Origin of the sequence: Bacteroides reticulotermitis JCM 10512 (genome assembly GCF_000517545.1) — a bacterium.
GTDB classification, from domain to species: Bacteria; Bacteroidota; Bacteroidia; order Bacteroidales; family Bacteroidaceae; genus Bacteroides; species Bacteroides reticulotermitis.
The window spans coordinates 203,663-218,812 of the sequence record NZ_BAIV01000003.1 but is presented as its reverse complement, the minus strand read 5'-3'; the positions used below and the strand labels follow the sequence as shown (position 1 = coordinate 218,812).

Below are 15,150 nucleotides of genomic sequence, written 5' to 3'. Positions count from 1 at the left end.
AAGCGTAAAGTATAAATAAACCAGCATTTTAATGTAACTTTGCGCCAATAATTTTAATTCGATAAATAATAAACATAATAATACAAATGGGATTTAATGAAATTTTAAGCTCGATCTTCGGAAATAAAGCCACTCGAGACATGAAAGAATTCAAACCCTGGGTCGAAAAGATTAAATCTGTTTACCCGGAGATTGAACAACTAGACAATGATGCCCTCCGTAATAAAACGGAAGAACTTAAACAAATCATCCGCGAATCCGCCAGTGACGAACGTGCCAAAGTGGAAGAACTGAAAGCCAGTATCGAAAGTCTGGAACTGGAAGACCGCGAGCCCGTCTTTACGCAGATAGACAAAATTGAAAAAGAGATTCTCGAAAAATATGAAAAAGCACTGGATGAAGTACTTCCGATTGCTTTCTCTATTGTTAAAGCTACAGCTAAACGCTTTGCCGAGAATCCGGAAATCGTAGTAACCGCTACAGAATTTGACCGCCAGCTGGCAACTTCCAAAGATTTCGTTCGCATCGAAGGCGACAAAGCCATCTACCAAAACCACTGGGTTGCAGGAGGAAATGACACGGTATGGAACATGGTACATTATGATGTACAGCTGTTCGGTGGTGTAGTTCTGCATAAAGGTAAAATTGCCGAAATGGCAACGGGTGAAGGAAAAACACTTGTAGCAACTCTGCCTGTATTCCTGAACGCACTTACCGGAAACGGTGTACACGTAGTAACCGTCAACGACTACCTGGCTAAACGTGACTCCGAATGGATGGGGCCACTTTATATGTTCCACGGCCTGAGCGTAGACTGTATCGACAAGCACCAACCTAACTCCGATGCGCGTCGCCAAGCATATCTGGCAGATATCACATTCGGAACAAACAATGAATTCGGTTTCGACTACCTGCGTGACAACATGGCAGTTAGCCCGAAAGACCTCGTACAACGCCCGCACAACTACGGAATTGTCGATGAGGTAGACTCCGTATTGATCGATGATGCCCGTACTCCACTTATCATCTCCGGTCCCGTTCCTAAAGGTGACGACCAATTGTTTGAACAGCTTCGCCCATTAGTAGAACGCTTGGTAGAAGTGCAAAAAGGATTGGCTACTAAATATCTTTCCGATGCCAAACGCCTGATCGCTTCCGATGATAAAAAAGAAAAAGAAGAAGGTTTCCTCGCACTATATCGTAGCCATAAGCGTTGCCGAAGAATAAAGCCTTGATCAAGTTCCTTAGTGAACAAGGTATCAAAGCCGGTATGCTGAAGACTGAAGAGACCTACATGGAGCAAAACAACAAGCGAATGCCTGAAGTTACAGATCCATTGTATTTCGTCATCGAAGAAAAGATGAACAGCGTGGACTTAACCGACAAGGGAGTCGACCTGATTACAGGTAATGCGGAAGATCCTACTCTCTTCGTTTTGCCCGACATCACTTCGCAACTTTCGGATTTGGAAAATGAAACAAACCTTACTGACGAAGAAAAACTTCAGAAGAAAGACGATCTACTGACCAATTACGCTATCAAATCTGAGCGTGTACATACCATCAATCAGTTGCTGAAAGCATACACAATGTTCGAGAATGACGACGAATATGTTGTTATCGACGGACAAGTGAAGATTGTAGACGAGCAAACAGGACGTATCATGGAAGGCCGCCGTTATTCCGACGGTCTGCACCAAGCTATTGAAGCTAAGGAACGTGTAAAAGTGGAAGCCGCTACACAGACTTTCGCTACCATTACCTTGCAGAACTACTTCCGTATGTACCATAAGCTATCGGGTATGACCGGTACAGCCGAAACGGAAGCTGGTGAACTTTGGGACATCTACAAATTGGACGTAGTTGTAATTCCAACCAATCGCCCCATTGCCCGTAAAGACATGAACGACCGCGTTTACAAAACCAAACGCGAGAAATATAAAGCGGTAATCGAAGAAATTGAGCAACTAGTCAATGCCGGACGCCCGGTACTGGTAGGTACAACTTCGGTTGAGATTTCGGAGATGCTGAGCAAAATGCTCACGATGCGCAAAATTGACCACAATGTACTGAATGCTAAACTGCACCAAAGAGAAGCAGACATCGTTGCTTCAGCCGGTTTGAGCGGAACAGTGACTATTGCTACCAACATGGCCGGTCGTGGTACCGACATTAAGTTGAGCCCGGAAGTAAAAGCGGCAGGCGGTTTGGCCATTATCGGTACCGAACGCCACGAATCTCGTCGTGTAGACCGCCAGTTGCGTGGTCGTGCCGGACGTCAGGGTGACCCGGGTTCTTCCGTATTCTTTATTTCACTCGAAGATGATTTGATGCGTCTCTTCTCTTCCGACCGTATTGCCAGTGTAATGGACAGACTCGGATTCCAGGAAGGGGAAATGATCGAGCACAAAATGATTTCCAACTCCATCGAACGTGCACAGAAGAAGGTAGAAGAAAACAACTTCGGTATTCGTAAACGTCTGTTGGAATATGACGACGTAATGAACAAGCAGCGTACCGTAGTCTACACCAAACGCCGCCACGCCTTGATGGGTGAACGTATCGGAATGGATATCGTAAACATGATCTGGGACCGTTGCGCCAACGCGATAGAAAACAACGACTACGAAGGTTGTCAAATGGAGATGCTTCAAACTCTGGCGATGGAAGTACCGTTCACCGAAGAGCAATTCCGCAATGACAAGAAAGAGAAACTGGTTGCAAAATCATTTGAGATTGCCATGGAAAACTTCAAGCGAAAAACAGAGCGCCTTGCCCAGATCGCTAATCCGGTAATCAAACAGGTGTATGAGAACCAAGGAAGCATGTACGAAAACATCCTGATTCCGATCACCGATGGCAAACGTATGTACAACATTTCTTGCAACCTGAAGGCAGCTTACGAAAGCGAATCGAAAGAAGTCGTTAAATCGTTTGAGAAATCCATCTTGCTACACGTCATTGACGAAGCATGGAAAGAAAACCTGCGCGAATTGGATGAGTTGAAACATTCTGTACAGAATGCCAGCTATGAGCAGAAAGACCCGTTATTGATTTATAAATTAGAATCTGTGGGTCTATTCGACATCATGGTCGACAAGATTAACAACCAAACCATATCCATTTTGATGCGCGGACAAATTCCGGTTCAGGAACCACCAGCAAACGATCCGTCCCTACACCGTGTAGACGTACGTCAGGCTGCTCCCGAACAACGTCAGGATATGAGCAAGTATCGTGAACAAAAACAAGATTTGAACGATCCGAACCAACAGGCTGCTGCCGAACAAGACACTCGCGAACAACCCAAACGTGAACCTGTACGTGCAGAGAAAACAGTGGGCAGAAATGACCCATGTCCTTGCGGAAGCGGCAAAAAATATAAAAACTGTCACGGACGAAATATGTAATAAAACACGGGATTGACAGGGTATCCTTATAGGCACCTTGTATCTGATTTCAATAAAAGAAAGCCTCAAACGGTTAAAATCTGTTTGAGGCTTTCATTTATTCATACGAAAATAGTACATTTGCTTTATAGTAGCGTGCATTGGAGTTTTAACTACTAAAGAAAACAGAACTATGGCTAAATCTTGTTCACTAATCTGCATTTCCCTGATAGTGCTTACTCTCAGCGGTTGCCAAACGATCGAGCAACTGTCTATTGACTATATGCAACCTGCGGAAATAACTTTTCCTGCCCAATTGCGGAAAGTTGCTGTTGTAAACAACACCAGTGTAGTACCCGATAATAATCTTCTGCCCGAAACCGAGCAAAAAGAAGATGATATTAATAAGATACGTCGCGCAACCGCATATTCTTATGGCGATTCAAACTAGCGGTAGAAGCGTTAGCTGAAGAAATAGCCAATCAAAATTATTTTGATGAAGTAGTTATCTGTGATTCGGCTTTACGAGCACTTGATATTTTACCGCGTGAAAACACACTAAGCCCAAACGAAGTGAACCGATTGACAAACAGCCTAGGCGTAGATCTCCTTATTTCATTGGAGAACCTACAGATTCAAGCTACCAAGACGATCTCCTATCAATCGGAATATGGTGTTTTCAGAGGAGTTGTAGATGTAAAAACCTACCCTACCATCAAAGTATATTTACCGGAACGGAGTACCCCAATGGTTACCATCATCCCTAAAGATAGCATCTTCTGGGAAAGGTACGGCAGTACGGAAAAAGAAGTTTTGAACCGCTTGATTTCCGACACCCAAATTGTAAAAGAAGCTTCTACCTTCGCAGGCATCAGCCCCGTAAAGCAATTGATACCATACTGGAGAACGGAAGACCGGTTCCTGTATACAGGAGGATCTGTCAATATGCGAGATGCTGCCATTTATGTGCGCGAAGATTCGTGGGACAATGCCTACGAGCTCTGGAAAAAGACCTATGATGAAAGCAAAGGCAACAAGAAAAAGATGCGGGCTGCTCTCAACATAGCACTCTACTACGAGATGAAGGACAATCTTCCGGAGGCAGAGAACTGGGCTAGAAAAGCGCAGGAATATGCCCAGAAAATAGAGAAATTAGATAAAGTGGACGAGAGAAACTTCAACTTTAACAAGATACCGAATTTCATTCTCATCACTAAATATCTAGTCGAGTTGACCGAAAGAAACAGCCAAATTCAAAAGCTGAATATGCAAATGCAACGGTTCAACAATGATTTTTAATAAAAAAACGCAAAGGTTCTTATTTTTTTCATACCTTTGAACAGATTAAAAGGAGAATAACATGAAATTGAGCCAACAATCATTATCTATCATCGAAACGGCTATCCAAAAGGCAGTCGGTAAGTACGCGTGCAACTGTGGTGAGCAGAGTGCCGTAACCGATATTCATCTACAACCGAATCAAGTATCCGGTCTGTTTATCATTTTTAATGATGAAGACGAGGAGTTGGCAAATGTCATGGTTGAAGAGTGGGCAACTTACGATGAAGATGACTTTGTAGACGTCATCGAACCTATTCTCCGTAACACTCTCGGACGCATGAAGAATGCGGGTGACTTTGACAAGCTTACGATTCTGAAACCTTATTCCTTCGTTCTGGTAGACGAGGACAAAGAAACCGTAGCCGAACTATTATTGCTAGACGATGATACGCTGCTTGTTAATGATGAGTTGCTAAAGGGATTGGATCAGGAACTTGACGACTTTTTGAAGGATTTGCTGGAAAGATAATACCTGCGAGTCTATATAGATAAAAACAATTAGGGCTATTCCTTGAAGGAATAGCCCTAATTGTTTGATAACAGGTATTCTGTTATGCTTTTTTCAAGGCAGCAATGCTTTCTTTAAGCGAGCTGATGATACTTTCCGCATCGGCTTGCTTCTTACGTTCCATTTCGAGAACAGCTGCCGGAGCATTATTGACAAACTTTTCATTGCTAAGTTTCTTCAATACACCTTGCAAGAATCCCTCTTTATGTTTTAGTTCAGCTTCCATACGCTCAATCTCAGCATCTACATCGATCATGTTTTCCAAAGGTACTGCATACTCGGTAGTTCCTACCATGAAAGAAGAAGCACCTTCTGCTTTGTTAGCCACTACTTCGATGGAAGAGAGGTTACACATCTTCTGAATTACGGCATTGAACTCAGCAACAGAGTTACTACCCAACACTTGCAGATCAAGTGCTTCCTTCTGGGCAATATTCTTTTGCAGACGAATACTACGAATGCTGCTGATAACTTCCTTTACGACTTCAAACTGAGCAACAAACGTTGTATCAACCGACGTATCCATACGCAAAGCACTTACCATCAAACTCTCGCCTTCGGCTTTATTGCGTTCGTGCATTTGCTGCCACAACTCTTCCGTGATGAATGGCATAAACGGATGAAGCAGGTGTAGCAAGTTATCAAGGAAACCAAGCGTAGCGTCATAAGTAGCACGGTCGATTCCTTGTCCATAAGCCGGCTTAATCATTTCCAAGTACCAGGAAGAGAACTCATCCCAGAACAGTTTGTAAACAGCCATCAACGCTTCACTCAAACGGTATTTGCTAAACAGGTCCGCTACCTCAGCAGCTACTTCATTCTGTTTGGATTCAAACCAGTGAACAGCTAATTTAGCAGCTTCCGAAGCTTGAATATTATCATCAACCGTCCATCCCTTGATCAGACGGAAAGCATTCCATATCTTATTGTTGAAATTACGTCCCTGCTCGCAAAGTACATCGTCGAAAAGGATATCATTTCCAGCAGGAGCCGAAAGCATCATGCCCATACGTACCCCATCTGCTCCGTACTTATCGATCAGTTCCAACGGATCGGGCGAGTTGCCTAAGGATTTAGACATCTTGCGTCCCTGTTTGTCGCGAACGATACCGGTAAAATACACATTCTTAAACGGCATCTGGCTTCGTACTCGTACCCTGCCATAATCATGCGGGCTACCCAGAAGAAGATGATGTCCGGACCGGTAACCAAATCGCTTGTCGGATAGTAATATTTGATCTCTTCATTACCCGGTTTGTTGATTCCATCAAACAACGAGATTGGCCACAGCCAAGAAGAGAACCAAGTATCCAAACAATCCTCATCCTGACGAAGATCGTCCATCGTCAGGGTTGCATCGCCGGTTTGTTCTTTCGCTTTCGCTAACGCTTCATCGGGCGTGGAAGCTACTACATAACCTCCTGCCGGCAGGAAGTAAGCAGGAATACGATGTCCCCACCACAGCTGACGGCTGATGCACCAGTCCTTGATGTTCTCCATCCAATGGCGATAGGTATTTTTATATTTAGCCGGATAAAACTTCAGTTCGTCATTCATTACCGGTGGCAACGCCATGGCGGCAAAATGCTCCATTTTAAGGAACCACTGCATCGACAGTTTCGGTTCGATCACCACATTGGTACGTTCGGAATAGCCAACCTTATTGGTATAAGCTTCGGTCTTGTCCAACAATCCGGCAGCATCGAGGTCTTTCTCAATCTGCTTACGAACATCAAAGCGATCCATACCGATATAAAGTCCGGCAGCTTCGCTCAGCGTTCCGTTGTCGTTGAATATATCAATGCTCGGCAGATTGTACTTCTCGCCCAACATATAGTCGTTCACATCATGAGCAGGAGTCACTTTCAGACATCCCGTACCGAACTCAATGTCTACATAGTCATCTTCGATCACCGGAATAGCGCGGTTTACCAAAGGAATAATCACTTTTTTCCCTTTCAACCATTCGTTCTTCGGATCGTTCGGGTTGATACACATTGCCGTATCGCCCATGATCGTTTCCGGACGCGTTGTGGCTACCACTGCATAACGTCCTTCGGGATCGCCTTCTACTTGGTAACGCAAGTAATATAACTTGCCGTGCTCTTCCTTGAAGATAACTTCTTCGTCAGAAAGGGCGGTCAATGCCTTCGGGTCCCAGTTTACCATGCGGACTCCCCGGTAGATCAACCCTTTGTTGTATAGATCGACAAATACTTTAAGAACACTTTCGCTACGCGTCTCATCCATCGTAAAAGCGGTACGACTCCAGTCGCAAGAAGCGCCCAGCCGACGAAGTTGTTTTAAAATAATGCCCCCGTGTTCGTTAGTCCACTCCCATGCGTGCTCAAGAAATTCGTCGCGGCTCAAGTCCGTTTTCTTAATTCCCTGCGCCGCCAACCGGTTCACAACTTTGGCCTCGGTGGCAATAGAAGCATGGTCTGTACCCGGTACCCAGCAAGCATTCTTGCCTTCCATCCGTGCACGACGAACTAAAATATCTTGAATGGTATTGTTCAGCATGTGTCCCATGTGCAACACACCAGTGACGTTAGGAGGCGGGATGACGACTGTGTAAGGTTCACGGCCATCGGGTTTCGAACTGAATAAATGATGGTCCAGCCAATACTGGTACCATTTTCCTTCTACGTCAGCGGGATTGTACTTACTTGCTAATTCCATGTTCTTTTCTGTATATATAAATTATTTATTGCCAAAGTTTACGAAATACGAATGCAAAATTAATAAATAACTAGAATATAGTCATAAGATTCCGTACTTTTGTTCCCCGAAAACAGGTTAGCGATATGAAAAAGAGAAAACAAACCATTCGCTACTCCATCCTTGGAGTACTTTTACTACTAGTATGGCTCACGCAGAGCCTACCTGCCATGGGAGAAGCATACGCCCGTTCGGTTTATCCTCCACTATCTTTCTGCCTGTCTTCTTTCTCGCGCCTGATTCCATTCGCATTGGGAGATTTATTCATATTTCTGAGCATTGTGGGCGTTATCGCCTACCCTTTCTATGCCCGCATCCGGAAAAAGCATTCATGGAAAACAATCTTACTCCGCGATGGTGAATACCTGCTTTGGATATATGTATGGTTTTATCTGGCATGGGGACTCAACTATTCACAACCCAACTTCTACCAACGTACGAACATTGCGTATTCAAGTTACGATCCGCAGAATCTTCGTGAATTTGTAGCGGAATATATAGACAACCTGAATCATTCGTATACCCCCGTGAACAGCATTAATGAAGAATTGGTTTGCCGGGAAACGGTTCGGTTATACAACGAAGTGGCCGACAGTTTAGGCGTACACCGTCCCCCGCATGAATCACCGCGGGTAAAGACGATGCTCTTTACGCCGTTCATCTCCATGGTAGGGGTAACGGGAAGCATGGGGCCTTTTTTCTGTGAGTTTACGCTCAATGGCGATCTATTGCCTGTCAATTATCCGGCAACTTACGCACACGAATTGGCACACCTGCTTGGCATCACCAGCGAGGCGGAAGCTAACTTTTATGCGTATCAGGTTTGTACCCGGTCGACAGCTATGGGGATTCGTTTCTCCGGTTATTTCTCTGTGCTCAATCATGTGCTGCGCAATGCTCAGCGACTACTTCCCGAAGAAGATTATATCAAGTTGGTTCGACGTATCCGGCCGGAAATCATCGAGTTAGCGCAGAAGAACCAAGCGTATTGGAGTGCCAAATACAGTCCACTGATCGGTGCGGCGCAGGATTGGATTTATGATCTTTACTTGAAAGGGAACAAAATAGAGAGCGGACGGCAGAACTATTCGGAGGTTGTGGGACTTTTGCTATCATATCGCGAGTCGAAAAAAGGAATAGTCAGCCCCGATTTGAAGTAAGACGATTTATAAAAAGTGCTATCTTTGCATTATTCATCAATAAAAAACAAATAAGATGCTACATACAAGAGAAGAACAAATGGAGGCGTTCGGACGCTTCCTTGACATCCTTGACGAACTTCGTGTCAAATGTCCGTGGGACCGCAAACAGACCAACGAAAGCTTGCGTCCCAATACAATTGAAGAAACCTACGAACTCTGCGACGCTTTAATGCGAAATGATAAAAAAGACATCTGCAAGGAATTGGGTGATGTATTGCTGCACGTGGGCTTCTACGCCCGGATAGGCTCTGAAACGGGCGATTTCGACATGAAGGATGTATGCGATAAACTCTGTGAAAAGCTGATCTTCCGCCATCCGCACGTATTCGGAGAGGAGAAAGCCGAGACAGCCGGTCAGGTTTCTGAGAACTGGGAACAGTTGAAACTGAAAGAAAAAGATGGTAACACAAGCGTTTTGAGTGGTGTGCCAAGTTCTCTGCCATCGCTAATTAAGGCATACCGTATTCAAGACAAAGCCCGTAATGTAGGATTCGACTGGGAAGAGCGCGAACAGGTTTGGAAAAAGGTGAAAGAAGAGATTGGCGAGTTTCAAGCGGAAGTAGCAATATGGACAAAGATAAAGCAGAGGCTGAGTTCGGTGACGTGATGTTTAGCCTCATCAATGCAGCCCGTTTATATAAGATCAATCCGGACAATGCTTTGGAACGTACCAATCAGAAATTTATCAACCGCTTTAATTACCTGGAGGCACACACCATCAAAGAGGGACGCAGCCTGAAAGATATGTCGCTGGAGGAGATGGACAAGATATGGGATGAAGCAAAAAAGCTTGGATTATAAGACAAGGGGGCTGCTTTTCGCTATATTTTGAATGTATATTCTCAGGTCAAAGTCTAGCACCATACACTTCCAGCCCCGATTCACGCCCCTCTGCATAATGTTCATTTTTAGCCTTCAGCTTCAGTTTCGGGATAACTAACTGATATACAAACGATAAGACTGAAAGCAAGGGCTAAATACTGCTTTCAGCCCTTTCAGCCGATAGACGCTCGAAGTGAATCACCGAACTTGCGCAGCGAATAATCAAGTCTGACTTCAGAACCAATCAATTCACCGGGCTGACAATAGAAAACTCGCTGTTACATGAAAAAGCGAAGCATTGTCTGTATGCCTCCGCTCATTCCAAAGCTTTAAACAAGCTAACTTATCATAACAGAGAAAGCCTGAAAGACACAAGACTCTTTCAGGCTTTGCCTTCAGCCCAAAAGCTCTGTCTATCAATTGATTTGCTGAAAAACTGAAAGCTGAAAGGAGAAAATCAAAACCTTATTTTCCTACCATTTTACCCAAAATAGCCGAGCAGTTTATGCCGGCTATCTCACAAATCAAACAAAGCGCAAGCATTTGGAGCAATAAGCAGGTATTCCGTTCGAATGCCCCGGGCATTTGCATGAAAGCCCGGGGCATTTGCTCGCCTTCCCCCGGGCATTTGGACGAAAGCAAGCAGCAATTGAGTGAAAACATCAAAGCCCTAATTTTCCTGATTTCAGTTTACACGTTTGCACCTATTCTTTCTGATTCACGATTCTATTACTCTCCTTAACTGAGATCAACGTGCTATCTAGCGGATGAGCTGCATCGATAGACGAATGGCTCTACAAAATAAGCTATCCAAGCGGGTAAATAAATGTAAGCCTAAAAGAAGACGCAAAGTAAGCATCTGATATACTGAATTATATGCAAAAAAGTGACTATGACATGATAGCATGTGAAAATTGACGCCGCATCAGCCTATACTTTTGTAAGTGGCCCCGAAAGGTTATTGCAAACAGAGTCTGAATGAAACACCCCTCATTTTAGTCATATTCATTCCGAATAAACTAAAACAAGGGGGTTCTTTTTAAAGTATGATCTATAAGGAGTTTCTTTAATCTATCTATTTTACATCGATAGCCGCCCTTTTCATCTAGCTGTCAAGGCAGTACTTCAATGTTTTATTTTCTACGGTCCTGAGATTCGTGCCCGCCTCCTTTACCTTGTACATTCTTCAACAGTTCACGATGAAAACGCATTTCAGCTCGTTGTACCAGGTAAATCTTGCGGTTAGGCAATATTTTCTTGAACTTATCCAAGTATGTTTTATCCAATCGATCGGAAGCGATACGGTTGTCGGTTATCTTTTCTATAATTGTTCCATACTCTGCATCCGTCGTTTTATCATTTTTGCCTTTACGTACCAAGTCCCACGACTCATCATTCAACTTTTTCTTCCGGTCCTGAAGTTCAAAATAAACAGGGAAGAATTTAGCAGCTTCTTCTTTCGTTAATTCTGCTTTCTCCATGATGAATGCTTTCTGCTTAGCCCTGAATTCATCACGAGTCAAATGCTGATCACATCCATCAGCAGCACGAAGTATAGGTGTCATCCCGCAAAGAAGCAGGAGTATAAGTAACAGTTTCTTCATTTCTTAATATACATCAGTTTGGTTTATTAATCTGCACTAACATCGCTTAGGTAGACATACAAGGAGTAATCATCCAACATCGTACCTTCAATGGCAACATCGATCATCTGATCAGATACAATCTCCGTATCGTTTGTTTCGGTTGCCGCTGTATCTATATTTGTTTCTTTATACCCTAAGGATGCCACACGAATAATAAATGCTGCTCCTGCAAACATTGCAGCCATATATAGCAAAGGCTTCAACTTCTTAGTCCAGGCAGTAGGTTTATGGGGCAGCGAAACGTTTTTTTCTTGCTCGGGGAGTTTGTCCATAACTTCCGAAGCCAAATGATCAAAATAACCATCAGGTACCTTGAAAGTATTCTCTCGCCCTATCTTCTTAAGTATATTTTCTTCTTCTTTCATACCATTATCCTCCTCTCTTTTCATTAGACAGTTTGTCTCTTAAAAGGTTTAATCGATTTCTTCTAAAAATTTCTCTATTTTCTTCACTGCATGATGATAGGAAGCTTTCAAAGCCCCAACCGAAGTCCCAAAGATGTCGGACATCTCCTCGTACTTCATCTCCTGATAATATTTCAGGTTGAACACCATGCGCTGCTTTTCGGGTAGAGTAAGCAATGCCTTTTGCAAAAGCATCTGCACCCGGTCGCCTGAAAAATAAGCGTCACTCTCCAACTTCTCCACAACCGATGCTTCCGGATCGTCAATAGCCAACGTATTGACAGCACGCTGTTTGTTTAGAAAAGTAAGGCATTCATTCAGGGCAATGCGGTAGAGCCATGTGGACAACTTCGCCTCAGCACGAAAGTAGCCAATGCTGGTCCATGCTTTGATGAAAGTGTTTTGAAGAAGGTCGTTCGCGTCTTCATGCGATAGTACCATCCGACGGATTTGCCAATATAGTTGTTCGCTGTACTGCTTAACAACCATCTCGAAGGCCTTCCGCTGCGTACTCTCTTCTTGAAGGAGCTCTAATACCTCGCGTTCATTATATGGATTCATATGCGCTCGTTTTCGGGTATAATTTAGGGTTTCGCGATCAGGTTATTCATCGCTTTTAATAAAGGCGGGTCATAATTATAAGGGTCTGCACAATAACTCAATTGGTTATCCGCCGACAAATAGACGGTTTGATAGTCCAGATATACAGGTATCGATTCTTGCAAACTGCAATGTTTCAACTCGCGGTAAGCATCACTTCGCGACAGTTTTCGCCCCTCTTCACTGACCGGTCTGATATCCATTGCGATACGTATGCGGTCTTGAAACAGTTCATCCGGCTTTTTAAGTAGAAAGAAAGCGAAGTCTAACGCATTCTCCAAACGTACACAGCCATGACTCACCGCACGATTCTTCCATGTAAACGGCTGTCGGGAAGGTGTATCGTGCAGATAAACCGCATAATGATTTGGGAAGCGGAAAATAATTCGCCCCAAGGAGTTGCCGGCTTTATTATCCTGCTTCACCGTATAGGGTACTCCCCTCCCCGCAAATTTTGTCCATTCAATAGTTTGAGGATCTACCGACTTTCCGTTCTTATCGTAAATCTTCATCCGGTTACGAGTGAAATAAGTCGTATCTCGCTTGAATGTCGGGATTATTTCTTTGGTGATTATACTCTGTGGAACATTCCAATACGGATTAAGTTCCATGTAATAGATCCGGCTGGCGAGCATCGGCGTTTTATCTTTCAGCCTACCACAGCAAACTCGCATCTCCAGTATGGAGTCAGTTTCTTCATTAACCGCTTGCAACATGAAGGCTGCTACATTGACTATCGCATATTTCTTTCCTTTATCTTGCGCATACTGCCAACGTTCGCGTTCCAAATTAACCAACAATCGTTTTCGAAAGTAGTCGGTAGAATCTGTTTGGGGTTCCTTGTTTATACGTTGCAACTCTTCCTGTAGCTTACTATAAAGACGTGAAGAAGCTGCGCCCATTGAAAGGCTTTATGGGCATCTGCCCGAAGCGTATCAAGCGCAGAAAAGGCAAATGCCGAATCACATCGCTTCAGGGGGATGTAGGTCAAAGAATCATTTCGCCTCTGCTGCGGAGGCAGAAAACCGAATTTCAGTTGACAGACATACGAGAGATAGGTAGCGGTCAGCTGATATTCCACAAAGGCTAACAGCCGGTTCATTGTTTTTCCCTCTTGCAGATTCAAGGTTCTAATCTGCTGCAAGCTTTCTCGTATTTGATCCGTGTGATAAAGTTCGGGGGTGATGCCATGCTCTGCGATATTATCCAACCGGGCAAGCATAGAATCGGCGTATTCCAAAGAGAAAGGCATGCGATTCAACCACACAAACTCTCGATCGTTCCGGTAGTATTCAACCAAGGCAGAATCCAAGGTGCATCAAGTCGCCAAGTAGTCAGTTCTGCCCGAATAATGGTTCGAATACTATCCGCATCAATGACGTAGGCAGGCGTTATCATCTCACGAAGAGCGGACAGGGAGTCGGGCACAATCGCCTCTTTTTGTTCTTTCCGACAAGCTGATAGCAGACCGAGAAACAAGAGAAATCCCAATAATATCTGTCTGTACTTCATTCCTCTCCTCCTACATTTATACAAAGATTCTCCTTGGCAAGAATCGTGTTTGGAAAAACAGCCGTTGTTTCCGCCAAGAGTACTGATTCATTTTCATAACGCGCCGAAAAATGTCCGATAACCAGCTGTTTGACCTCAGCAGCCTTAGCTATTTCTCCTGCTTGAGCAGCCGTGCTGTGATACGTCTCTTTAGCTCGCGCTTTTCAGTCTGCGCAAAGGTCGCTTCGTGAAACAATAAGTCTACTCCTTTGATTTGCTCTACAATCTTCTGATAGAAGCTAGTATCAGAGCAATAAGCGTATTTACGCACAGGCTCTGACGGACGGGTCAAGCGTTCATTGGGAATCACCTCACCTTCCGGATTCACAAAGTCGGCTCCATTCTTGATGCGGTTTAGTTCGTATACAGGTACCTGATAGAAATCGATCATCTCTCTGATGATGTGATTAGGGCGGGGTTTCTCTTCAAACAAAAACCCACAGCAAGGCACCCGGTGTCGCAAGGGAATTGTGGTCACGCTTACCGAGCGATCGTCATAGATAAGTAACGGTTCTTTCGTGTCAAACTCATGAAAGAATACTTTATAAGTCAGATTCTTGCAAAAGAAAGCAAGCATCGGTCCAAACAGCTCTTCTAATCCATGCGGAGAATGAATGTGCAAATCGGCCGTACGCCCCAGCAAACCCAAAGTGGAGATCAACCCCAGCAAACCAAAACAATGGTCGCCATGCAAATGGGAAATAAAGACATGATTTAAACGGGAAAACTTCAACCGGGATTTACGCAATTGCATCTGCGCTCCTTCGCCACAGTCAATCATAAAGAGTTTCTCTCGCAGGTTTACAACCTGCGAGGTTGCAAAATGACGGGTAGTAGGTAGGGCTGATCCACAGCCCAATATATGTAGTTCAAATTTCTCCATTAGTTGCAAAGATAGAATATTTCGATTTCAATCCGGCAAAGAATGAGAAAGAAAGTTATAGCTAAGCATTTCTATAATTCCGGT

5 protein-coding genes and 6 pseudogenes are annotated in these 15,150 nt (G+C 44.1%); 5 read left to right on the top strand and 6 right to left on the bottom strand.

The window, feature by feature from the left end; all coding sequences use genetic code 11:
• The first annotated feature begins 86 nt into the window (after positions 1-86).
• The 3 genes and pseudogenes from secA to JCM10512_RS02760 all read left to right on the top strand — a co-directional run bounded on the left by secA (position 87) and on the right by JCM10512_RS02760 (position 5,198).
• Positions 87-3,409: pseudogene (gene secA / locus JCM10512_RS02770) on the top strand (preprotein translocase subunit SecA).
• 172 nt (positions 3,410-3,581) lie between these two features.
• A pseudogene (locus JCM10512_RS02765) lies at positions 3,582-4,687 on the top strand (DUF6340 family protein).
• 61 nt (positions 4,688-4,748) lie between these two features.
• Positions 4,749-5,198, top strand: a complete 450-nt coding sequence (locus JCM10512_RS02760) for a hypothetical protein (RefSeq protein WP_044160209.1) — start codon at positions 4,749-4,751, stop codon at positions 5,196-5,198.
• A gap of 82 nt (positions 5,199-5,280) precedes the next feature.
• Here the strand turns inward: JCM10512_RS02760 and JCM10512_RS02755 are convergent.
• Positions 5,281-7,919, bottom strand: a pseudogene (locus tag JCM10512_RS02755) (valine--tRNA ligase).
• 125 nt (positions 7,920-8,044) lie between these two features.
• Here JCM10512_RS02755 and JCM10512_RS02750 point away from each other — a divergent pair.
• Together JCM10512_RS02750 and mazG are read left to right on the top strand one after the other, a co-directional pair.
• A complete protein-coding gene (locus tag JCM10512_RS02750) occupies positions 8,045-9,118 on the top strand; it encodes a DUF3810 domain-containing protein (RefSeq protein ID WP_044160208.1) in 1,074 nt (357 codons plus the stop codon).
• 55 nt (positions 9,119-9,173) lie between these two features.
• Positions 9,174-9,961 (top strand): annotated as a pseudogene (gene mazG / locus JCM10512_RS02745) (nucleoside triphosphate pyrophosphohydrolase).
• Between the two features lie 1,154 nt (positions 9,962-11,115).
• Here the strand turns inward: mazG and JCM10512_RS02735 are convergent.
• The 5 genes and pseudogenes from JCM10512_RS02735 to JCM10512_RS02715 all read right to left on the bottom strand — a co-directional run bounded on the left by JCM10512_RS02735 (position 11,116) and on the right by JCM10512_RS02715 (position 15,066).
• Complete coding sequence (locus JCM10512_RS02735) at positions 11,116-11,586, bottom strand: hypothetical protein (protein ID WP_044160204.1); 471 nt, start codon at positions 11,584-11,586, stop codon at positions 11,116-11,118.
• A gap of 26 nt (positions 11,587-11,612) precedes the next feature.
• Entirely contained in the window at positions 11,613-11,993 is a 381-nt protein-coding gene (locus JCM10512_RS02730) for a hypothetical protein (protein ID WP_044160299.1), read from the bottom strand.
• A gap of 48 nt (positions 11,994-12,041) precedes the next feature.
• Entirely contained in the window at positions 12,042-12,593 is a 552-nt protein-coding gene (locus JCM10512_RS02725; protein WP_044160201.1) for an RNA polymerase sigma factor, read from the bottom strand.
• A 23-nt stretch (positions 12,594-12,616) separates the two neighbouring features.
• Positions 12,617-14,144, bottom strand: a pseudogene (locus tag JCM10512_RS02720) (L,D-transpeptidase family protein).
• A pseudogene (locus JCM10512_RS02715) lies at positions 14,141-15,066 on the bottom strand (ribonuclease Z). The pseudogenes JCM10512_RS02720 and JCM10512_RS02715 overlap by 4 nt, the downstream one beginning before the upstream one ends.
• Positions 15,067-15,150: the final 84 nt, after the last annotated feature.